Annotated in this window: 20 protein-coding genes; 10 read left to right on the plus strand and 10 right to left on the minus strand. The window is 62.3% G+C overall.

Annotation, left to right across the window (positions count from 1 at the left end):
• The 3 genes from purH to ACMU_RS03135 form a co-directional block, all read right to left on the minus strand.
• A complete protein-coding gene (gene purH / locus ACMU_RS03125; RefSeq protein ID WP_035255906.1) occupies positions 1-1,587 on the minus strand; it encodes a bifunctional phosphoribosylaminoimidazolecarboxamide formyltransferase/IMP cyclohydrolase in 1,587 nt (528 codons plus the stop codon).
• 25 nt (positions 1,588-1,612) lie between these two features.
• On the minus strand, positions 1,613-3,319 hold the full coding sequence (locus ACMU_RS03130) for a heparinase II/III family protein (RefSeq protein WP_051587886.1): 1,707 nt from the start codon (positions 3,317-3,319) through the stop codon (positions 1,613-1,615).
• A gap of 134 nt (positions 3,320-3,453) precedes the next feature.
• Entirely contained in the window at positions 3,454-4,716 is a 1,263-nt protein-coding gene (locus tag ACMU_RS03135; protein ID WP_035255907.1) for an RsmB/NOP family class I SAM-dependent RNA methyltransferase, read from the minus strand.
• Between the two features lie 72 nt (positions 4,717-4,788).
• On the opposite strand from ACMU_RS03135, the gene ACMU_RS03140 reads away from it, so the two are divergent.
• On the plus strand, positions 4,789-4,971 hold the full coding sequence (locus ACMU_RS03140; RefSeq protein ID WP_035255908.1) for a DUF1674 domain-containing protein: 183 nt from the start codon (positions 4,789-4,791) through the stop codon (positions 4,969-4,971).
• A 203-nt stretch (positions 4,972-5,174) separates the two neighbouring features.
• On the opposite strand, the gene dapB is transcribed toward ACMU_RS03140, so the two are convergent.
• Positions 5,175-5,984: a 4-hydroxy-tetrahydrodipicolinate reductase gene (gene dapB, locus ACMU_RS03145; RefSeq protein WP_035255909.1), complete on the minus strand. Its 810-nt coding sequence runs from the start codon at positions 5,982-5,984 to the stop codon at positions 5,175-5,177.
• A 106-nt stretch (positions 5,985-6,090) separates the two neighbouring features.
• Between dapB and rbfA the strand changes: the two genes are divergently transcribed.
• The 3 genes from rbfA to truB are packed head-to-tail and all read left to right on the plus strand — an operon-like array spanning position 6,091 to position 8,194.
• Positions 6,091-6,507, plus strand: a complete 417-nt coding sequence (gene rbfA / locus ACMU_RS03150) for a 30S ribosome-binding factor RbfA (RefSeq protein WP_035255910.1) — start codon at positions 6,091-6,093, stop codon at positions 6,505-6,507.
• A complete protein-coding gene (locus ACMU_RS03155; protein WP_236626178.1) occupies positions 6,488-7,231 on the plus strand; it encodes a phosphodiester glycosidase family protein in 744 nt (247 codons plus the stop codon). The genes rbfA and ACMU_RS03155 overlap by 20 nt, the downstream gene beginning before the upstream one ends.
• 57 nt (positions 7,232-7,288) lie before the next feature.
• The gene (gene truB / locus ACMU_RS03160; protein WP_035255912.1) at positions 7,289-8,194 is read left to right on the plus strand and encodes a tRNA pseudouridine(55) synthase TruB; all 906 of its coding nucleotides are present in this window, start codon (positions 7,289-7,291) and stop codon (positions 8,192-8,194) included.
• Here truB and ACMU_RS03165 read toward each other — a convergent pair.
• From ACMU_RS03165 to ACMU_RS03175, 3 genes are all read right to left on the minus strand, one after another.
• Positions 8,191-9,330: a saccharopine dehydrogenase family protein gene (locus tag ACMU_RS03165; RefSeq protein ID WP_035255913.1), complete on the minus strand. Its 1,140-nt coding sequence runs from the start codon at positions 9,328-9,330 to the stop codon at positions 8,191-8,193. The genes truB and ACMU_RS03165 overlap by 4 nt on opposite strands.
• A gap of 13 nt (positions 9,331-9,343) precedes the next feature.
• The gene (locus ACMU_RS03170) at positions 9,344-10,393 is read right to left on the minus strand and encodes a saccharopine dehydrogenase (protein ID WP_035255914.1); all 1,050 of its coding nucleotides are present in this window, start codon (positions 10,391-10,393) and stop codon (positions 9,344-9,346) included.
• A 61-nt stretch (positions 10,394-10,454) separates the two neighbouring features.
• Positions 10,455-10,736, minus strand: a complete 282-nt coding sequence (locus ACMU_RS03175; RefSeq protein WP_035255915.1) for a DUF1330 domain-containing protein — start codon at positions 10,734-10,736, stop codon at positions 10,455-10,457.
• Positions 10,737-10,836: 100 nt separating this feature from the next.
• On the opposite strand from ACMU_RS03175, the gene ACMU_RS03180 reads away from it, so the two are divergent.
• On the plus strand, positions 10,837-11,718 hold the full coding sequence (locus ACMU_RS03180) for a LysR family transcriptional regulator (protein ID WP_035256148.1): 882 nt from the start codon (positions 10,837-10,839) through the stop codon (positions 11,716-11,718).
• On the opposite strand, the gene ACMU_RS19405 is transcribed toward ACMU_RS03180, so the two are convergent.
• From ACMU_RS19405 to ACMU_RS03190, 3 genes are read right to left on the minus strand one after another with little or no spacing between them, the layout of a single operon-like run.
• Positions 11,715-11,882 (minus strand): hypothetical protein, encoded by a 168-nt coding sequence (locus ACMU_RS19405; protein ID WP_161635614.1) that lies wholly within the window; start codon positions 11,880-11,882, stop codon positions 11,715-11,717. The genes ACMU_RS03180 and ACMU_RS19405 overlap by 4 nt on opposite strands.
• A 7-nt stretch (positions 11,883-11,889) precedes the next feature.
• The gene (locus ACMU_RS03185; protein WP_035255916.1) at positions 11,890-12,600 is read right to left on the minus strand and encodes a response regulator transcription factor; all 711 of its coding nucleotides are present in this window, start codon (positions 12,598-12,600) and stop codon (positions 11,890-11,892) included.
• A complete protein-coding gene (locus tag ACMU_RS03190) occupies positions 12,597-14,519 on the minus strand; it encodes a hybrid sensor histidine kinase/response regulator (protein ID WP_035256150.1) in 1,923 nt (640 codons plus the stop codon). Before ACMU_RS03190 ends, ACMU_RS03185 begins: the two co-directional genes overlap by 4 nt.
• A 199-nt stretch (positions 14,520-14,718) precedes the next feature.
• Here ACMU_RS03190 and ACMU_RS03195 point away from each other — a divergent pair, with 199 nt between their 5' ends.
• The 5 genes from ACMU_RS03195 to ACMU_RS03215 all read left to right on the plus strand — a co-directional run bounded on the left by ACMU_RS03195 (position 14,719) and on the right by ACMU_RS03215 (position 20,092).
• Positions 14,719-16,695, plus strand: a complete 1,977-nt coding sequence (locus ACMU_RS03195; protein ID WP_152544486.1) for an AMP-binding protein — start codon at positions 14,719-14,721, stop codon at positions 16,693-16,695.
• Between the two features lie 85 nt (positions 16,696-16,780).
• Positions 16,781-17,602 carry an ABC transporter ATP-binding protein gene (locus ACMU_RS03200; protein ID WP_035255918.1) on the plus strand — a complete coding sequence of 274 codons (822 nt, stop codon included), beginning with the start codon at positions 16,781-16,783 and terminating at the stop codon, positions 17,600-17,602.
• Positions 17,603-17,618: 16 nt separating this feature from the next.
• On the plus strand, positions 17,619-17,993 hold the full coding sequence (locus ACMU_RS03205; RefSeq protein ID WP_152544487.1) for a hypothetical protein: 375 nt from the start codon (positions 17,619-17,621) through the stop codon (positions 17,991-17,993).
• Between the two features lie 17 nt (positions 17,994-18,010).
• Positions 18,011-19,012, plus strand: coding sequence for a branched-chain amino acid ABC transporter permease (locus tag ACMU_RS03210; protein ID WP_035255920.1), 1,002 nt, complete (start codon positions 18,011-18,013; stop codon positions 19,010-19,012).
• Between the two features lie 3 nt (positions 19,013-19,015).
• Positions 19,016-20,092, plus strand: coding sequence for a branched-chain amino acid ABC transporter permease (locus ACMU_RS03215; protein WP_035255921.1), 1,077 nt, complete (start codon positions 19,016-19,018; stop codon positions 20,090-20,092).
• Positions 20,093-20,124 lie beyond the last annotated feature (32 nt).

Consider the following 20,124-nt stretch of genomic DNA (forward strand, 5'->3'; position numbering starts at 1 on the left):
TCAGTGCCGGAAATGCCGCATGCCGGTCAGAACCATGGCAAGGCCGGCCTCGTTCGCGGCGTCGATGACCTCTTGGTCGCGCATCGAGCCGCCGGGTTGGATCACGCTGGTTGCGCCAGCTGCGGCGGCCTCAAGCAGGCCATCGGCAAAGGGGAAGAACGCGTCCGAGGCAACCGACGAGCCTTTGGTCAGCGGTTCCGGCAGGCCGATGGCCTCGGCCATGCGCTCGGCCTTTTTGGCGGCGATCAGGGCGCTGTCGACGCGGCTCATCTGGCCGGCGCCCACGCCCACGGTTGCGCCGTTCTTGGCATAGACGATGGCGTTCGATTTCACGTGTTTGGCGACCTTCCAGGCGAACAGCAGGTCGGCCATCTCGGCCTCGGTCGGGGCGCGGTTGGTGACAACCTTCAGATCGTCCAGACCGACATAGCCGGTGTCTTTGTTCTGCACCAACATGCCGCCCGCGACCTGACGATATGTGGTGATCGGCGCGTGGATGTCGGGCAGTCCGTCCGTGGTCAGCAGGCGCAGGTTCTTTTTGGCGGCGAAAACCTCGCGTGCTGCGTCGCTGGCACCGGGGGCGATGACGACCTCGGTAAGGATCTCGGTGATGGCTTTTGCAGTGTCCACATCCAGCGGCTGGTTCAGCGCGACGATGCCGCCAAAGGCCGATGTGCGGTCGCAGTCAAAGGCCGATTTATAAGCGCTCAACAGGCTGTCGCCCTCGGCCACGCCGCAGGGGTTGGCGTGTTTGATGATGGCGCAGGCAGGCGCGTCGGTGCCGAATTCGGCGACCAGCTCAAACGCCGCGTCGGTGTCGTTGATGTTGTTGTAGGACAGTTCTTTACCCTGCCACTGCTTGGCCGTGGCCACGCCCGGGCGGTTCGAGCCATCGGTGTAGAACGACGCCACCTGATGCGGGTTTTCGCCATAGCGCAGGGTTTGCGCCAGCGTCCCGGCAAAGGCGCGGCGGCGCGGGGCGGGTTGTTCGGTGGCGCCGGCCATCCAGGTGCTGACCGCGGCGTCATAGGCGGCGGTGCGGGCATAGGCGCGCTGGGCCAGGGTTTGGCGGAAGGCAAGCGAAGTTGCGCCGTCATGGGCAGCCAGTTCGTCCAGCACCGCACCGTAATCCTCGACATCGACCACCACGTTGACAAACCCGTGGTTCTTGGCAGCCGCACGGATCATCGCCGGGCCGCCGATATCAATGTTCTCGATGCAATCGTCGTAATCAGCGCCTTTGGCGACGGTGGCCTCAAACGGGTAAAGGTTAACAACCAGCAGGTCGATTTCCGGAATGTTGTGGGTGGCCAAGGCCGACTTGTGATCAGCATTGTCGCGCAAGGCCAACAGCCCACCATGCACTTTGGGGTGCAGTGTTTTCACGCGCCCATCCATCATCTCGGGAAACCCCGTCACCTCGGCCACGTCGCTGACAGCCAGCCCCGCTTCGCGCAGGGCCTTGGCCGTGCCACCGGTCGACAAAAGAACAACGCCCCGTTCGGCCAGTGCAGTGGCAAACTCAACAAGACCGGTTTTGTCAGATACGGAAAGCAGCGCGCGGCGGATAGGCACGAGGTTAGTCATCGGGTCGGATCGTCCTTGGGTTTGATCAATCGGGCAGCGGTATGTCATCGGTGACAAGGTCACGAATGCCCTGCGGTGTATCCTGTGCCTTGGCCAAGGTCCAGTTGATCTGTCCGGCATAGTTGCCGACCCGCGACGACAGAACGATCTGCTTGCTGGCACGTGGTTTCAAGCGCCCCGATTCGAGGTAGACTGATGGCTTCAACTCCATCTGCGCGTGGCCGTCATGACGGAACACCCAAATCTCGCCGCTTTTCAAAGCCAAGGACACGGCTGCACCACCCATGTCCAATGCCGCGTCCACATCCGGGTGCAGGTGAAAATGCAGCGCAAATGCGATGCCCTGCAGTCGCGCCTGATCCATGCGCTTGTCGAATTGTTTGCGCTGGTTGGCCGAGAACGCGCCCAGCGTGTCTTCGCCCTGCAACGCCCGGCCGTCAAAGCTGAGGTCCAGCTTGCGGGCGTGGATCAACCCATGTGTGGCGTTATAGCCATCGTGCCACGCAGTCAGGCTTTGCCCTTGGTTGTCCGCCGCTTTCTGTGCGCCAACCTCTTTGGGGGCATCCACCAGCAACTCGCGCCGACGTCCACCTACCAGGCGACCACCACCCAAGCGGGCAGAGGAATAGCCCTGAATGGCAAGGGTAGAATGCGATTGCGTGGCGCGACCGGCGCGCCGCCAATCCGCCCCGAACGTTACCCCTGAACCGCAATTCACAATCAACGGCCGCCGCCCTGACGTGAGCTCGAACGCAAGTGTCGATGCATGGCCGTTATACGAACTGTCGGCACGCGGAGGTACAGAGGCGTCGATCACCACTGTTGTGCGTCCTTCGGACAACCGTGCAAATCCCATCGCCAGGCCGGTATTGGCTGCCGCGCGCACACCTGAACTGGCCAACGCATTGTCCAGCCGCCCCTCGGCCCCGCGCCCGCCGCCATGGTACCGTGCAAGCCCGCCATCTGCATGCCGCAGGGCGCGAAGGGTTGGGGCAATCCGCTCGATCGCGCGCAGATGCGATTTGCTTGGGGTCTTGCCCGCCTCGGAAAGAGCCGCCGAGGCCCAATTCAGCAACGTGAAGACTTCGAGCAATTCTTCGGGGTTGCGGGTGGGAATGCCGCCCATCGTGTCAATTTGCGCATCGCATTCCTCGGCCAGCGCGCGTGAGGCCGAGCCGACAAATTCACCCATGCCTTCAAGCGCCAACCCGGCATAGATCAGCCCGGTCAGGGCTTCAAACCGCGGCAAACCGGGCGTCGCACTGCGCCAGCGGCGGTTGAGGAAAATTGTTTGTTGCCCGAGCAGTTTGAAGAATTGTTCTGATCGTTCGGGCGTTTGGCCATTCAAAAGGAAAATCGCGTGGTTGATCCATCGGATCAATCGCCGCCCGGTCAGGTCCGGCGCCCAACCAAGGCCATGGCCTTTGCCGAAACGATCTATCCATTCCATCGTCCAGCTTTGCGCGCGTTCCCGGGCAGGGCCATCGGCAACGGCTGCCAGGTCATCCAGCCAGCCGAATCCGTGCAGCTCTTCCTCGAATCCAACCGAAGGCACGGGCAGGTCCCAGATTACGGTTTCCTTTGCCTCGACAAGAAAACCTGCAAATAGGAAATTCCCGCCGATCAATTGGCGGCCGCGTGCAAAAGACCCGATCGTGCGCGGTTCGGGCTGGGTGGTAAACCCGGTGGCAGGATTGGACCGGACCGCGCGACGCGCGTGGATTCGGTTCATCCAGCGGCTTCGCCGCATCTGCCAGCTTTCGGATCGCGATTCAGCGGCCATTTTCGGGGGTTTCTGCTCTGAGACGGTGGGTTTTCGGCGAAGCATAGCTTGGGGCCGTGACCCTGTCACTTGCCAATCCCGGCTCAGGCGGATTTGTGCAGTTTCGCGATATAGAACCCGTCCATGCCACCGCGATCTGCCCAGAAATCGGGGCGCAGCCGCAACCCGCCTTCGGCACTGTGCCAATCTCCTTCGATCCAGGGCGCAGCAAGCGGGGCAAGCTGCAGATTGTCGTGACGTTCGAGGGCCGCGGTCACCTGGGCCTCGCCCTCGTCGGGCAACAATGAGCAGGTGCAATAGATCAGGGTGCCACCGGGCACCAGCATCGTCAGCGCGCGGTCTAACAACGCGCTTTGAAGCGACACCAGCGCCTTGACGTCCTTGCCGTCGCGTACATGCGGCAGGTCGGGGTGGCGACGGATTGTACCCGTGGCTGAACACGGCGCGTCCAGCAGGATGGCCTCGAACGGCGCGTCAGGTTGCCAAGTCAGTGCGTCGGCCACCACGATTTCGGCGGTCAGGTCCGTGCGGCGCAGGTTGTCGCGCAGACGACCAAGGCGGTGTTTGGAGATATCCAGCGCCGTCACGTCCGCCCCGCTGGCAGCCAGTTGCATCGTTTTGCCGCCCGGCGCGGCGCACAGGTCCAGCACGCGTTGACCGGCCTGCGCATTCAGCAGTTTGGCCGGTAGCGCTGCGGCGGCGTCCTGCACCCACCATGTACCGTCTTCGTATCCGGGCAGGGCCGAGACCTGCACCCGCCCATCCAGCCGCACGCTGCCGGTGGGCAGCGCCGTGCCGCCGGTGGCCGCGGCCAGCTTTACGGCGTCGCCATCGGCCGGGGTCAGGTCCACCGGCGCGCCGGCGTCATGCGCGGCCTCGATGGCCAGCACGGTCTTACGACCCAACTGCCCCTCGACCCGGCCGCGCAGCCAGCCGGCCATTTTCTGCGGCGGAAGGGTGTCCCATTCCTCTGCCTCGGCTGCTTTGCGCAGCACGGCGTTTCCCAGTCCGGCGAAACTGCCGGTGGCGGGGCGGGCGCGGAAAAGGGTGACGATATCGTTCACCACACCATGGGCGGGCGCGCCTTCGGCATGAATTTCTGCCACGCCTTGGCGCAGCAGGTTGCGCACCTCGACCGGGGGGTGCTTGCGCAGAAGTGGTTTCAGCACGGTATCGGCCCGATCCAGATTGCGCAGCGTCGCCAAGGTCAGACGGAGTGCGCGTGCGCGGTCCTCGGGTGCTAATCCTTCATCGGCTCTGGAGTCAGACAGCTGCAATTTCTCGATCAACACGTCATGCACCATCTGCGCAGCGGCGGCGCGGGCGGGGTCGGTGGTTAGGGCCATAGAATGCTCCTGACTTGCAGCGGGTGGGCCCTGCCGTATATCAAGCACCAAGCGCTCACAAGGAGGGCCGTGATGTCTGACCGCAAAACCGACGAGATGCCCGAGGCGGCAAAACGCGCCCTGGCCGAGGCCGAAGCACGGCGTGCCGAGGCGGCGAAGGCCAAGCCGTTGCCCAAAGAGCTGGGCGGGCGCGACGGTCCCGAACCCGTGCGCTATGGCGATTGGGAGAAGAAGGGGATTGCGGTCGATTTCTGACGCTGGGTCTGAGCAAACGTGACAAGTAAGGCGCGAAAGACCGCGGGGTGGCGATCTGTCATAAGCGTTGAAGCGCTTTATGCCGGCCAAACACGTCCCTCAGGAGTGTTCGCGCTGAACCGCGCAAAATCGCCAGCCCTCCGGGGCGGTCTGGCGATCAGCCGGGCGCCTACGGCGCTGTTAACCGGCTGAGGGGCAAAGCCTCAAAACCCCAGAACATCCGCCATATCGTACTGACCGGGCTCGCGCCCGATCCCCCACAGCGCCGCCTTCAGCGCGCCGCGCGCAAAGATGCCGCGGTCGGTGGCCAAATGGCGCAACACGATGCGCTCTCCCTGACCGGCGAACAGCACGTCATGCTCGCCCACGATGTCGCCGCCGCGAATGGCGCTGAACCCGATATCGCCGCGCTTGCGGGCGCCAGTGATGCCGTCGCGGCCCCGGTCGGCCAGGTCGGCCAACGCCTGCCCGCGCCCCTCGGCCGCGGCCTCGCCCAGCATCAGCGCGGTGCCCGACGGCGCGTCAACCTTGTGGTGGTGATGCGCCTCGATCACCTCGATGTCGAAATCCTCGTCCAGCGCGGCGGCCACCTTGCGGGTCAGTTGCACCAGCAGGTTCACGCCAAGGCTCATATTGCCGGCGCGCACAATCACCGCGTGGCGCGATGCGGGTTCCAGCGCCGCGATCTCGTCATCGCTCATCCCTGTGGTGCCGATCACGTGCACTGCGCGCGCCTGTGCGGCCAGCGCGGCAAATTCCAGCGTGGCAGCGGGCGCGGTGAAATCCAGAACCGCCTGCGCCTTGGCGAAAACCGCCACCGGATCATCGGTCACCGTCACGCCCAGATCGCCCGCCCCGATCAGGGGCCCCGCATCCTGGCCCAGATAGTCGTTGCCCGCGCGTTCCACGGCACCCACCAGCCGCGCCTTGCCGCTGTCGACCACGGTTTTCATCAGCATGCGCCCCATGCGCCCCGACGCCCCCGTTACAACGATCCCCGGCAATTCCGACATGTCTCTGACCCTTCGCTCCAATATGCTGCGGCATGCTTTAGCCGTTTGTGGCGGCCGAGGCAAAGCCCCGCTTGCAGGGCGCGGCGCGTTGGCTTAGATGCGGGCCATGGCAAAATCTCGTTTTGATACCGGCGGTGGGCCGTCGCAGCGACAGCTTCGTGTGGGGGAACTGATCCGGCGCACCCTTTCCGATGTTCTGTTGCGTGGTGATATCCATGACCCCGAGCTGAACCGCATGTCGATCACCGTGGGCGAGGTGCGCACGTCGCCCGACCTGAAGGTCGCCACCGCCTTTGTTCTGCCGCTGGGTGGGCAGGGCGCGGACGAGGCGCTGTCGGCCCTGCGCCGCAACCGGGCCGAGATTCGGCGCGCGGTCAGCAAGGGGCTGACACTGAAGTTCTCGCCCGAGATCCGCTTTGCCATCGACGAGACCTTCGACCAGATGGACGAAACCCGCCGCCTACTGGGCCAGGACCGGGTACAGCAGGATCTGGATGACCCGGATGCGGATCTTGATGATTAAGGGTCTGCTGGGCGCGTTGCTGCTGTTGCCCGGTTTGGCCTTTGGCGCCTGCAAGAACACCGCGTTCGAAGATACCCCGATCACCCATTGCGTCTTTGATCCGGCAGTGGATCAGATCACCATGCATCGCAAGGACGCAAGCGGCGCCAATCTGGGCGGCTTTGTGCCCCTGCGCCGCGATCTGGCGTCTGACGGGCGCGAGCTGATCTTTGCAATGAATGGCGGCATGTTTCACGACGACCGCGCGCCGGTGGGTCTGTTCATCGAGGATGGTGTTCAGAAGATGCGCATTGTCACCCGCGACGGGCCGGGCAATTTCGGGCTGCTGCCCAACGGAGTTTTTTGCGTGCTGGTTGGTACGGCCCGCGTGATCGAAAGCCGCGCCTTTGCCAAGGCCCCGCCGGCCTGCGCCTATGCCACGCAATCGGGGCCGATGCTGGTGATCGACGGGGCGCTGCATCCGCGGTTCTTGCCGCAAAGCGATTCACTCTTTATCCGCAACGGCGTGGGGGTCGACGCGCAGGGCCGCGTGCATTTTGCCATCTCGAACCGGGGTGTGAATTTCCACCGTTTCGGGCGGTTATTTCGCGACGTGCTGAAAACCCCCAATGCGCTGTTTCTAGACGGCAAGGTCTCGCGCCTGTTTGCGCCCGAGATCCGGCGCAGCGATTTTGGCCTGCCGCTGGGCCCGATGATTGCCGTGACCCGGCCCCAAGCCCGTTGACGCCGCGCCGCCGCTTTGATAGCGGGCGGGCCTTGGAAATCTGACGGAGCAATTGGCATGGGCCGCAGCCGCAAAGGGCGCGATGTATCGGGATGGATCGTGGTGAACAAACCCGCCGGGCCCAGTTCGAACGCCATCGTCAACAAGGTGCGCTGGGCGTTTCAGGCCAAGAAAGCCGGGCATGCGGGCACGCTGGACCCCGAGGCGACGGGCGTTCTGGCGGTGGCGCTGGGCGAGGCGACCAAAACCGTTCCCTACGTGACCGACGCGCTCAAGTCGTACCGGTTCACCGTGCGGCTGGGCCAGGCCACCAACACCGATGATGCCGAGGGCGAGGTGACCGACAGCTCGGACCTGCGCCCCGATGATGACGCCATCCGCGCCGCGCTGCCGGGGTTCGAGGGTGATATCCTGCAAGTCCCGCCCAAGTTCTCGGCCGTAAAGATCGACGGGCAGCGTGCATATAAACTGGCGCGTGAGGACGAAGCGTTCGAGATTGCCGCCCGCCCGCTTTTTGTCGAAAGCCTTGCGTTTGTGGATCGCCCCGATGCCGATCACGTGACGCTGGAGATGGTCTGCGGCAAAGGCGGCTATGTGCGCGCCATTGCCCGCGATCTGGGCGCGGCGTTGGGATGTTTTGGTCATGTGCTGCGGTTGGAGCGGATCTGGGCCGGGCCGTTTGAGCTGGAAGACAGCGTGACCATGGACCAGATCGAGGAACTGGCCCGAACCGAAGAGATCGACGCGCTGATGCTGCCGCTGGAAACCGGGCTGGTAGACCTGCCGGAGCTGACCTGCACGCCCGAGGGCGCGGCGCGTCTGCGCAATGGCAACCCAGGCATGGTGTTGGTCAGCGACGCCGAATATGGCGAAACCGCCTGGGCCTCGCTGAACGGTCAGGCCGTGGCGGTGGGGGTCTATAAGGCGGGCGAGTTGCACCCCAGCCGGGTGTTCAACACCTAAAGGTGGTCCACCACGGCCACGTGCTGTGCCTGTTCGCGGGTCACGTCCAGCCATTTGGCAACGGCCTCGGCATCGCGCGGCGCGGTTGAGACACCGGGCGCGATCTGGCCCGCCGCGGCGCCTTCAACCGCCAGCGACACCGGCACCGAGACCAGCCGCGCCATCGCGCTGCCGCGCGCGTCGCCGGTGGCGTCCAGCACAAAGGTTTTGTGGTAAACGGGCGCGTCCTTGGGCCCAACCATCAGGTCAACGCACAGCACCACGCGGTCAGGCTCGCCCGCGTCATAGGCATGTGCGGCCCAAAAGCCGTCAGACATCTCTTGCAGCCGCGCGTCGCCTTCGGGGCCGTGCAGCGTCTCGATCTCGGCAAAGACATCGGCCCAGGCGTCCGACCATCCGTTCAGCCGCAGCGTGCCGCGCACGAATTCCTGCATGTTCCAATCGTCGCCGAACCCGTATTCGGCCAAAAACGGCAGGCTGTCGCGGTTTGGATAAACCTCGAAGCTTTCGGGGCTGGGCAGTGGTGCGGCATAGCTGCTGAGCGCATCCCAGGGCCGCGCCACATCGGTCACCGCGCCCCCTCGGATCGAGCGCGAGGGCGAGCGCAGTGCCTTCAGCACCCCCAGCGGTGACCAACTGAATTTGTAGCGAAAGTCGTTGGGCTGCGCCGGCACGCCGCCGCAATAGGACAAGAAACGATGTTCACTGGCCGGGTCAAACGCGTCCGAGGCGCGGTAATCGGCCATCAGCCAATGCGCCATCACATGGTCCAATCCGGGGTCCAGCCCAACCTCGTTCACCAAGGCCACGCCGGCGGTTTTTGCGGCACCGTCCAGCGCCGCCATCTCGGGTGAAACATAGCTGGACGACACAAAATGCGTGCCTTTGTCGATGGCCGTCTCTGCCAGCGGGATGTGCCAGTCACCAGGCAGCATCGAGACCACCACGTCACCGGGCCGCAGCGCATCGCGCAGCGCGTCGGCGTCAAAGGCGCGGATGTCGCTGCACAGATCGCCAACCACCGCGCGCGCCTTTTCCACGGTGCGGTTCCACACAACCAGATCTGCGCCGCTTTCGGCCAGCCGCCGCAACCCCGGCGCCGATGATAACCCTGTGCCGCACCAATGGATGGTCATCCGCGTGTCTCCCCTAAAGCGTCGCGATGGCGGCGTCGAAGCTGGCCTTGGCCCGGCCCCAGACGCCAGCCTCCAGATTGCCGAGTGTCTGCAGCGATGGCAACAGTTGCGCGGCGTAGTCCTGCGAGGATTCTACCGGCAAAAGCGAGGGCAGATTGTCGATCGCGGTGACGTCCAACATGGGGTTCTCGGCCACGCGCAAGGCAGGTTTGTCCCAGCTGGTGACCCGGTCATAAACCTTGATCGGCGAGAAATCGGATGTCGGATCGCAGGCAATATCGCCGATCACCCGTAACGCGCCGGGGTTTTGCGCGGCCTCTGGCGGCACAAAAACAGGCGCGCCCGGCTGGGCGAGGATGCAGTTCAGGAACACCGCGTGCTGCAACACCTCGGGGAACGGCCCGCCATGGGCGGTTTCGGCCATATCCCATTTGGTGACGTCGACACCACAGCGCGCGCACAGGTCCGACGCGCCGCTGCCCACGCGGCCAAGCGCGCCGATCACAATGGCGTTCGGCGCGTCGAAACCGGCGATATCGGCGCGGATTTCGGCGACCAACGCGTCGGATGACGGATACACGCCAACCGGACCGGCGATGCCGCCGTGCTGTTGCGCGGCCCAGCATTTCAGCGAAACAGCGGCCCCGGCAAACCCGGCCCAATAGCCAAAGGCGGCGACGCGCCGCCCGGCCTCGTCCACCAGGTATTCCAGATCATAAAGCGTGCCACCCCCGGCCTGAAACCGGCGCAACAAGACCTGACCATCGGGCTGCCCTTTATAGGCATGGCCGAACATGATGTGGCGATGGGGCAGGGGGGTGCCATCCTCGGGCAGTTCTTTCAGGCCAAAGATGATCGCGTCGCGCGGCGCGTCGGGCCAGCTGTTCTGTGCCACGATCTGGCACCCAGCCGCCGCATAGCCGTCGATTGCAATGGCGCGCACGTCGCTGGCCTCGACACTGACTTTGATGCCCGCCGCGATCAGCTGGCCCGCGCCTTCGGGCGTCAGGCCAACCCGTTCTTCATGTTCGCGCTGCTCGGCGCGGACCCACAGATGCACCATCCCGGCCTCCTTTGTCGGTTCGGATCATTGCCTAGAGCAATGCGGGACGGTGCGAAAGAGATTAGTCCAGCAACAGGATCGAGCACTGCCCGGCGGCGTTGCGCAGCTGATGAACCTCTTGCAGGTCGGGGTCCTGACGCCAGGCCAGCGCGGCCTCTTTCGTCGGAAAGCTCAGCAGCACGCCAACCGAGGGTTGTTCAAGACCGGTATCCAGCATCGTGGGTGTCTTGGAACTGACCACTGCACTGCCGCCATGTTTGGCCAGCGCATCGGCTGCTTTGCCCCGATAGGCGTCAAACGCTTCGGGGTCGGTGATTTTTAAATAGACAGTTGCGTAAACCATGTCGGTGCCTTTCCTATGCGGTTGGTAAAGGGGATATCGGGCTCGACCGCCTGTGCAAAAGTGCGTGATTTTGCATTCACGTCGTGCAATAATGCACGCGATGCGCGGCGATTGGGATAATCTTCATACGGTGATGATGCTGGTTCGCACCGGTTCGTTGAATGCAGCGGCCGAGGCGCTGGGTGTAAGCTATACAACCGTATCGCGCCGGATCGCGGCGGCCGAAGACAGCTTTGGCACGCAATTGTTTGAGCGCACGCAAACTGGGTATGTCGCCACCGAGGCGGGGCTGGAAGCCGCACGATACGCGACCGAGATGGAGCTGACCGAGGCAGCGCTGCGCCGCAATCTGGATGGCCGCGACAACGAATTGCGTGGGCGGTTCACCATCACAGCGCCGGAATTGTTATTGCACCACCATATGGCGCCGGTGGTCGAGAAGTTTCTGCAACACCACCCGCGGATTGATCTGAACGTGCGCGCATCCAATGACCTGTTGGATCTGGGGCGCAGGCAAGCGGACCTGGCCATTCGGATCAGCAGCAACCCCGGCGACGATCTTGTGGGGCGCCGGTTGGTCGAACAGGAAACCGCCAGCTTCGCCCGGTCTGACTTGGTCGAGGCGATGACGCGCGATCCGTCGGCCCCGGTTCATTGGTTGGGCTTTGATTTCTGGACCTCAACGCCACGCAATACGCGGCCCGAATACACTGATCAGCGTATTCTTTTGCGGTATAACGACATGATCGCGCTGCTGGGCGCTGTTCGTGCGGGACTTGGCGTCGCGCGCATGCCGATTTTCGTAGGCAACGCCTATCCCGAACTGGTGCGTGCGCCGATCCTGCCACCGCAGCCTTACACGGACATTCTGGTGCTAACGCATCGCGACCTGAAAGATGCCGCTAAAGTGCGCGCCTTCAAGGACGTGCTGATCCCGCATTTCCGCGAGATTCAGTCGCAGTTTGTCACCGGAGAGATTTAATAGCCGCTGCTGACGGCTTGTTGCAGCACGGGCAAAACACCAGCCGCCGCCATTCCCACCAAGGCCCCCACGGCCAAACGCACAGTGGATGTTCGCATGCTGGGGGCAAGAAAGCTGAGCGCTGCGCAGATCAGCGCGTAGTAGATCAGGCTTATCGGGTCCATGTCGTCCTCAACTCCATGTAACGTCACCAAGAAAGATATACCCCGCGCCGTAGATTGTCTTGATCAATCTGGGATTGCGGGGGTCCTCGCCCAGCTTGGTGCGCAGGCGCGAGATACGCACATCCATGGCGCGGTCGAAGCTGTCGCCCGCCGTACCGCCCAGTGTTTCCTGCATCTGCGTGCGCGAGATCAGGCGTTTTGGGCTCTCCAGAAACAAGCGCAGAACCTCGGCTTCGGCTTGGGAAATGGGGATCTCGGGGCCATCAGGAGCGATCAGTGCAAACCGGTCCAACTGTGCAGTCCAACCCGCAAATTGCGCGGTGTTCGAGGCACCCTGCGCGACGGATTCCCGTCCACCGCGCAAGCGTGCGCGAACGCGGGCCACAACCTCGACCGGATCAAACGGTTTGATAATGTAGTCGTCCGCCCCCAGTTCCAGCCCCGTCACCCGGTCCTGCACCTGCGCCCGACCCGAGATGATGATGATCGCCGCACCCGATTCCAGCGCCAACCGGTGCACCAGCGCCAGCCCGTCGCGATCGGGCAGGCCCAGATCGACCAGACAGGCGTCGGGGGCAGTACGCTCCAGCGCGGCCTCGAACTCGGCCGCGCGGGCAAAGGTGGCGGTGCGGAACCCAGCGTCCGAAAGAACCTCGGACAGCAATTGCCGCACCTGCGGTTCATCATCCAGAATGGCAACCATTGGGGCGACGGTCATACGGCCCCTCCTTGTAACGAGGCCGCAAGACGTGCGGCACTGACCGGTTTGGATAGCACCGGATATCGCCCCTCGGCCAGGGCGCGGCGAGGGTCGGTTTTGGGCAGCGACGTCATCAACACCCGCTGTGCCGGGTGGCTTTGCTTTGCAAGGGCATCCAGCAGGTCGATCCCGGTTTCGTCGCCATCCAGCAAGATGTCGGACAGTACCACGTCGATGCCGGGCAGATCGGTCAGGGTTGCAGCTTCTTCCACGCTGGAGGCCTCGATAACCGTGTGGTTCATATCGGTCAGCATGTCGCGCACTGTTTCACGGATATCCGGCGAGTCTTCGACCAACAAAACCATGCGTGGCGTGGCTTGGGCATCGGCCGTTTTCAATGGCAGCAGCAACTCGATCCGCGCACCAAGTGCCGTATTGGCCAGATTTACCTGCCCCCCGCTGAGCTTTGCGATGTCATAGACCATGGACAGGCCAAGGCCCGACCCCTCTTGCCCCTTGGTTGTGAAGAACGGGTTCAGTGCCTCGCGCAGCGCGACTTGGCTGAATCCCGGCCCGGTATCAGTGACGGTGATCTGCAGCCAAGTCACCCCTTGCGGGGCAGCGCGAATATGGATCTGGCCGGGTCCTTCGCCAATGGCGTCCCGGGCGTTGAAGATCAGGTTCAGCAACGCGTCCTGCACCCCTCCGGCATCCAGCATAAGGGGGTGCGAAACATCCTTCACCTCAACCGAAAGGCTGATATCTGCAGGCAGCGACGGCGCGGCGATGAGACGGATGTTCTCGAGGAATTCCGGCAGCTGTGTCGGCTCGGGCGAGACCTGGCGCGGCCCCGAAATTGCGGCGATCTTGTCCAACAGAATGCCACCCCGGCGCGCAACGGCTTGGGTCGCTGCAATAATCTCGGACGCTTGCGGGTCTGTCACCCTGCGGCCCAACTGCCCTTGAAGGCCCAAAATGATGGTCAGCAGGTTGGCGAAATCATGGGCCAGACCGCTGGACAATTGCGCGGCCAGTTCGCGCTTGGCGGTCTGCGCCAACGCGGCGCGGGCCTGTGTTTCCTCGGTCACGTCCATCGACAGGATGTAGACACCGTTCACCGTGCCCTCGGCCCCGATATCCGGCGTGAACGAACACCGCACACGGCGGCCACTGTGAGGATGATTGAACTCGAACACGCTGGCATCACCTGCCAGGGCATTGTCCAGATGGGGGCTGATATAGCCGAAGATTGCGTCGCCCAACACGTCGCCGATATAACGCCCTTCGATGCGGTCCGGCGGATGCGGCATGACCTCGCCCAACCGCCGGTTGGAATAGGTATAGGCACCGTCCGGACCGACATGGGCAATATGCGCGGGCATCATTCGGGTGACAGTGCGGGTGCGGGCCTCCATCTCGGTCAGCTGGCGCCCGGCCTCGCCAAGTGCGGCGTTGATGGCAGCGAACTCGCGGTTGGATTGGGCCAACCGTTCCGCATGGTCCAACAACTGCGTCGACAGTTCGGCCGACCGGGTGCGCAACAGCGCCTCTTGCTCTTTGATGGCGGTGATATCGGTATAAACCGTGACCCAGCCGCCGCTGGGCAAGGGAGAGCCCTCAACCGAAATGGTGTGCCCATTGGCCCGCGTGCGTTCCATGTAGTGCTGCTGAAACGTGCGGGCCTGATCGACGCGATCCTGCACGAACTGATCCACGTCTTCAACCGCGCCATACTCGCCGGTATCGACCAGATAGCGGATGGTTTCAGCAAAGTCGCTGCCAACTGCGCACAAGTGGTCGGGTAACGAGAACATCTCGCCGAAACGTTGGTTGCAGACCACCAGTTTTAGATCCGCATCATAAATCGACAGGGCCTGCTGAATGAGGTTCAGACCGGCCTCGGTCATACGCGCGCGGTCCTTCGGCGAGATGGTCATCTGGTCTCCTTCCACCTTCATGGCTAGCACCGAAAACGCGCGCGCGCCAAGGGGGCGCTTCGCGCTGTTACAATTCGTAAGGTTTCGGAAAAACTCAGGAAAAGTTTGACCGGCATACAAAAAGTGTCACGCTGCTAGAACAAGAGAATCGCCTTTAGGGCGATCAGGCCGCCGGGCAAAACCGGCGGAGGGAGGAAACATAGTGACCACGAAATCAACGCCCCAGGGCGATCTGGTATCTGTTCCTGCACTGCTGTTTCGCAATGCGTCACAATTCGGCAGTGCCCCGGCCTATCGTGAGAAGGAATTCGGGATCTGGCAAAGCTGGACCTGGGCGCAGACCGCACAAGAGGTGCGCGAAATGGCGCTTGGCCTGCTGGTGCTGGGGCTGAAACGCGGGGATCACGTGGCGATCATCGGGCGCAACCGGCCGGCGCATTACTGGTCGATGGTAGCGGTGCAGATGTGCGGGGCGATCCCGGTGCCGCTGTACCAGGACGCGGTGGCCGAAGAGATGGCCTATGTGCTGGAACATGCCGGCGCGCGGTTCGTGATCTGCGGCGACCAGGAACAGGTGGACAAGGTGATCGAGGTGCAGCAGCGCATCGATCACATTGATCAGGTGGTTTATACCGACAAGCGGGGCCTGCGGAAATACGACCATTCCGCGATGAACTGGATGCAGGACGTGCAGGCCGAGGGCCGCGCCGCCGAAACCCGCCTGGCAGGCGAGCTGGACGCGCGCATTGCCGAGCTGACCTATGACAGCACCTGCGTGATGCTTTACACGTCGGGCACCACCGGCAAGCCCAAGGGCGTGGTCTTGTCGAACCAGAATATTATCGAGACGTCGCGCAACTCGTCCGAGTTCGATGACCTGCGCTCCTCCGACAGCGTGTTGGCTTATCTGCCAATGGCATGGGTGGGGGATTTCATCTTTTCGATCGGTCAGGCCTATTGGAGCGGCTTTTGTGTGTGCTGCCCTGAAAGCGCGCATACGATGATGACCGATCTGCGCGAAATCGGGCCGAGCTATTACTTCGCCCCACCCCGGATTTTTGAACAGCAGCTGACCGATGTGATGATCCGGATGGAGGATGCCGGGCGGTTCAAGAAATGGCTGTTCGACCGGTACATGGCCGTGGCGCGCCGGGTTGGCCCGGCACTTCTGGATGGCAAGGAAGTCAGCGCGTGGGACCGGTTGGCCTATGCGCTGGGTCATCTGTTCGTTTATGGGCCGCTAAAGAACACGCTGGGCTTTTCCAATGTCCGCGTCGGTTACACGGCAGGTGAAGCGATCGGGCCCGAGATCTTTGATTTCTATCGTGCGCTGGGGATCAACCTGAAACAACTGTACGGCCAGACCGAGGCCGGGGTGTTCATCACGCAGCAGCCCGATGGCGAGGTGCGCTCGGACACGGTCGGCGTGCCAAGCCCCGGCGTCGAGGTGAAGATCGACGATGATGGCGAAGTGCATTACCGCAGCCCGGGCGTGTTCGTGGAATACTACAAGAACCCTGAAAGCACCGCCTCGACCAAAGATGCCGAAGGATGGGTGGCAACGGGCGATGCTGGCTTCTTTGAAGAAGGAACCGGGCATTTGCGGATCATCGACCGCGCCAAGGATGTGGGCAAGATGGCCGATGGTTCCCTGTTTGCGCCCAAATACGTGGAAAACAAACTGAAGTTCTACCCGGACATTCTGGAAGCTGTGGTCTTTGGCCGGGATCGCGACATGTGCACGGCCTTCATAAATATCGACCTGAACGCGGTGGGCAATTGGGCCGAGCGCAACAATGTGGCCTATGCGAGCTATCAAGAGCTGGCCGGTCATCCCCGCGTGTTGGAAACGATTGCGAACCACGTCGGCGAAGTAAACCGTTCGGTTGCCGAGGACCCGATGTTGTCGGGCTGTCAGATCCATCGGTTTGTTGTGCTGCACAAGGAGCTGGACGCGGATGATGGCGAGCTGACACGCACACGCAAAGTGCGCCGCGCGGTGATCGGCGACAAGTTCAATGATCTCGTGGGTGCGCTGTATGACGGGTCACGCACGGTATCGACAGAGACCGAGGTGACTTACGAGGATGGTCGCAAAGGCTCGATCAAAGCGACGCTGACGGTTTGTGACGCCGAGGTTGTCACGCCGGGCAGCAAAGCGATGGCGGCGGAATGATGAACGACGCTCGTCCTTTGGACATCGCCCCGCCCACCATCCCGCAGGTTTCGTGCTGCGACGTTTCGAAAGAGAAGAACTGACGATGCTGGATCAAAGTGCAGACGGTTACGTGACCGAGGATGGCCGCCAGATTGGCGGCGTGTTGATGGAGATGCGCAATATCACGCTGAAGTTTGGCGGTGTGACGGCGATTGAAAACATCAGCTTTGACATTCGCGAGGGTGAGATCCGTGCGATTATCGGGCCAAACGGGGCCGGCAAGTCGTCGATGCTGAACGTTATCTCGGGGTTTTATGTGCCCAGCGAGGGTGAGGTTTGGTTTCGTGGAGCCAGGCGGCCGCAGTTGAAGCCCTATCAGGTGGCGCGGCAGGGCATTGCGCGGACGTTTCAGAACATCGCACTGTTTCATGGCATGTCGACGCTGGACAACATTATGACCGGGCGGATGACGTTGATGAAATCCTCGATCGGGGCGCAGGCGATCTGGAAGGGGGCCGCCGAGCGCGAGGAGACCGAGCATCGCGAGGCGGTGGAGAAGATCATTGATTTCCTGGAGATCCAGGCCATTCGCAAGACGCCTGTAGGCCGCTTGCCATACGGATTGCAGAAGCGGGTTGAGTTGGGCCGGGCATTGGCGGCGGAACCCAAATTGCTTTTGCTGGACGAGCCGATGGCGGGCATGAATGTCGAGGAGAAAGAGGACATGAGCCGCTTTATCCTGGATGTGAACGACGAGTTTGGCACCACGATTGCGTTGATCGAGCACGATATGGGCGTGGTCATGGACCTGTCGGACCGCGTTGTGGTGATGGATTACGGCAAGAAAATTGGCGATGGCACCCCGGACGAGGTGCGCGGCAACCAGGCGGTGATCGATGCCTATCTTGGTGTAAGCCATGATTAAGGCACGCGTTTTCTTGGTGGCGGCATTTCTCCCTCTGCCGCTATCAGCGGGGGGGTGGGCTGCGTTCGAGGAACGCTGCCTGCTTCCCTATAGCCAGATTTTTGCGCCGCATGCCGATGGGCTGCAGGCTTTGGACGGCGATGGGCGCTTTGCCTTGCCGGGGGGCGACGTATTGATCCTGGGCGATTTCGAAGCCTGCGCGGTTGAGAATGGCCCGGAGATTGCCGGTGCGTTTGAAACCTGGCTGGAGCGCGAGATAGCCGCAGGCCGCTTTCTTCGCGACGAGGATGGCAGCGCGCTGAGCACCACGTGGCGCGAACCGCGCATGCGGGTGACCCTGATGCCAGAAACTAACACCGTGATCGCCGAGGAGACCGACCTTGAATCCTGACATGACCGGAGGCCTCGATGCCTGAACAACTGCTTTTTGCCGTCGAAGTGACCCTGAACGGGCTGATGGCCGGCGTGATGTACGCGCTGGTGGCGCTGGGCTTTGTGTTGATCTTCAAGGCCTCGGGGATCTTTAACTATGCCCAAGGGGTGATGGCCTTGTTCGCGGCGCTGACGCTGGTGGGATTGCAAAACGGGCAGATCCCGTTTGCCCATCTGATCAATGCAATCTTCGGCACAAAACTGCACCATTTCGGGTGGCACATGCCCGCAGTTCTGGCGATTTTGCTGGCAGCCGGGGTGATGGTTATTCTGGCGATATTGGTGGAACGATATCTGCTTAAACACTTGGTGAACCAGGAGCCGATCATCCTGTTCATGGCGACCATCGGGCTGGCCTATTTCATGGAGGGGATCGGCGACCTGATGTGGGGCTCGGACATCAAGAAGATGGATGTGGGCCTGCCGCAAGGGGGCAGCTTCTGGATCGAAGAGAACACCCAGTGGCTGGGTTTCGGGAACGAGAACTTCTATGGGTTCTTCCTGGACCAGCTGGATATCGTGGCCACTGTGATTGCGGCGATTCTGGTGGCCGGGTTGGTGATCTTTTCGCAATACACGAAACAAGGGCGCGCCATGCGCGCGGTGGCCGACGACCACCAGGCGGCGCTGAGCGTCGGGATCTCATTGCGGTTCATCTGGGTGCTGGTCTGGTCGATTGCCGGGTTTGTCGCGCTGGTCGCGGGCATCATGTGGGGGGCAAAATCGGGCGTCCAGTTCTCGCTGAGCTTGATTGCGCTGAAAGCCCTGCCGGTGCTGATGCTGGGCGGGTTTACCTCGATCCCCGGGGCGATCGTTGGCGGGTTGATCATCGGGGTGGGCGAGAAACTGTTCGAGTTCTCGATTGGCCCATTGGTGGGTGGCGCGACCGAGAACTGGTTCGCCTATGTGCTGGCGCTGATCTTTTTGGTCTTCCGACCGCAGGGCCTGTTTGGCGAAAAAATCATCGAGAGGGTTTGAGGCATGTTCTATCGCGAAGCAGGCGACTTCAAAACGTCCTATGCGGATGACAACCAGACCTTCCCGATCAGGTTCGACCGGGTGCGGTATTACGTGGTATTGGCGGTGGCATTTGGGATTATCCCGTTCATCATCAACGATTACTGGGCCAACGCGGTGTTTGTGCCGTTCCTGATCTATGCCATTGCGGCGATCGGGCTGAACATCCTGACAGGGTATTGCGGGCAGGTGTCGCTGGGCACGGGTGGGTTCATGGCCGTAGGGGCTTATGCCTGTTACAAGCTGATGACCGGGTTTCCCGAAATCAGCATTGTCCTTCACATTTTGGGTGCGGGTTTTGTCACGGCAGGCGTCGGGGTGCTGTTCGGGTTGCCCAGTTTGCGGATCAAGGGGTTTTACCTGGCTGTGGCCACGCTGGCGGCGCAGTTCTTTTTGGTCTGGCTGTTCAACAAAGTGCCGTGGTTTTACAACAATTCGGCCTCAGGTCAGATCTCTGCGCCGGAACGTACGGTCTTTGGCGTGCCGGTGACCGGGGCCAACACGGATGCCTGGGCAAAATACCTGATCTGCCTGGTGTTTGTGGTGGTATTGGCATGGCTGGCACGCAACCTGACACGGGGCACGTTAGGGCGCAGCTGGATGGCCATTCGCGACATGGATATCGCGGCCGAGATCATCGGGGTGAATCCGTTGCGCGCGAAATTGACAGCTTTTGCCATCAGCTCGTTCTTTGTGGGCATCGCGGGGGCATTGTTCTTTTCTGTCTACCTAGGTGCAGTTGAGGTGGGCGAGGTGTTCGGCATCAACAAGTCGTTCCTGGTGCTGTTCATGATCATTCTTGGCGGATTGGGATCCATCTTTGGCTCTTTCGCCGGTGCGGCGTTCCTTGTGCTGTTGCCGGTGCTTTTGAAGAACATCCTTGTGGGTCAGCTTGGCTGGGCCACCGATCTGGCGGCGCATATCGAACTGATCATCGTGGGCGGGTTGATCATGGTGTTTCTGATCATCGAGCCGCACGGGCTGGCGCAGCTCTGGCGCATTGCCAAAGAGAAACTACGACTGTGGCCGTTCCCCCACTAGGGCGGCCCAATACGACAACCGACCGGGCCAAC

The sequence above is a fragment of the Actibacterium mucosum KCTC 23349 genome, assembly GCF_000647975.1.
Lineage (GTDB): Bacteria > Pseudomonadota > Alphaproteobacteria > Rhodobacterales > Rhodobacteraceae > Actibacterium > Actibacterium mucosum.

Coding starts and splice junctions, on each gene's coding strand:
- ACMU_RS03215 (WP_035255921.1), top strand. CDS start 19,016: ATGTTCTATCGCGAAGCAGGCGACTTCAAAACGTCCTATGCGGATGAC.
- ACMU_RS03140 (WP_035255908.1), top strand. CDS start 4,789: ATGTCTGACCGCAAAACCGACGAGATGCCCGAGGCGGCAAAACGCGCC.
- ACMU_RS03135 (WP_035255907.1), bottom strand. CDS start 4,716: ATGGCCCTAACCACCGACCCCGCCCGCGCCGCCGCTGCGCAGATGGTG.
- ACMU_RS19405 (WP_161635614.1), bottom strand. CDS start 11,882: ATGGACCCGATAAGCCTGATCTACTACGCGCTGATCTGCGCAGCGCTC.
- ACMU_RS03175 (WP_035255915.1), bottom strand. CDS start 10,736: ATGGTTTACGCAACTGTCTATTTAAAAATCACCGACCCCGAAGCGTTT.
- ACMU_RS03200 (WP_035255918.1), top strand. CDS start 16,781: ATGCTGGATCAAAGTGCAGACGGTTACGTGACCGAGGATGGCCGCCAG.
- ACMU_RS03130 (WP_051587886.1), bottom strand. CDS start 3,319: ATGAACCGAATCCACGCGCGTCGCGCGGTCCGGTCCAATCCTGCCACC.
- purH (WP_035255906.1), bottom strand. CDS start 1,587: ATGACTAACCTCGTGCCTATCCGCCGCGCGCTGCTTTCCGTATCTGAC.
- ACMU_RS03170 (WP_035255914.1), bottom strand. CDS start 10,393: ATGGTGCATCTGTGGGTCCGCGCCGAGCAGCGCGAACATGAAGAACGG.
- ACMU_RS03155 (WP_236626178.1), top strand. CDS start 6,488: ATGCGGATCTTGATGATTAAGGGTCTGCTGGGCGCGTTGCTGCTGTTG.
- ACMU_RS03185 (WP_035255916.1), bottom strand. CDS start 12,600: ATGACCGTCGCCCCAATGGTTGCCATTCTGGATGATGAACCGCAGGTG.
- truB (WP_035255912.1), top strand. CDS start 7,289: ATGGGCCGCAGCCGCAAAGGGCGCGATGTATCGGGATGGATCGTGGTG.
- rbfA (WP_035255910.1), top strand. CDS start 6,091: ATGGCAAAATCTCGTTTTGATACCGGCGGTGGGCCGTCGCAGCGACAG.
- ACMU_RS03180 (WP_035256148.1), top strand. CDS start 10,837: ATGCGCGGCGATTGGGATAATCTTCATACGGTGATGATGCTGGTTCGC.
- ACMU_RS03210 (WP_035255920.1), top strand. CDS start 18,011: ATGCCTGAACAACTGCTTTTTGCCGTCGAAGTGACCCTGAACGGGCTG.
- ACMU_RS03190 (WP_035256150.1), bottom strand. CDS start 14,519: ATGACCATCTCGCCGAAGGACCGCGCGCGTATGACCGAGGCCGGTCTG.
- ACMU_RS03165 (WP_035255913.1), bottom strand. CDS start 9,330: ATGACCATCCATTGGTGCGGCACAGGGTTATCATCGGCGCCGGGGTTG.
- dapB (WP_035255909.1), bottom strand. CDS start 5,984: ATGTCGGAATTGCCGGGGATCGTTGTAACGGGGGCGTCGGGGCGCATG.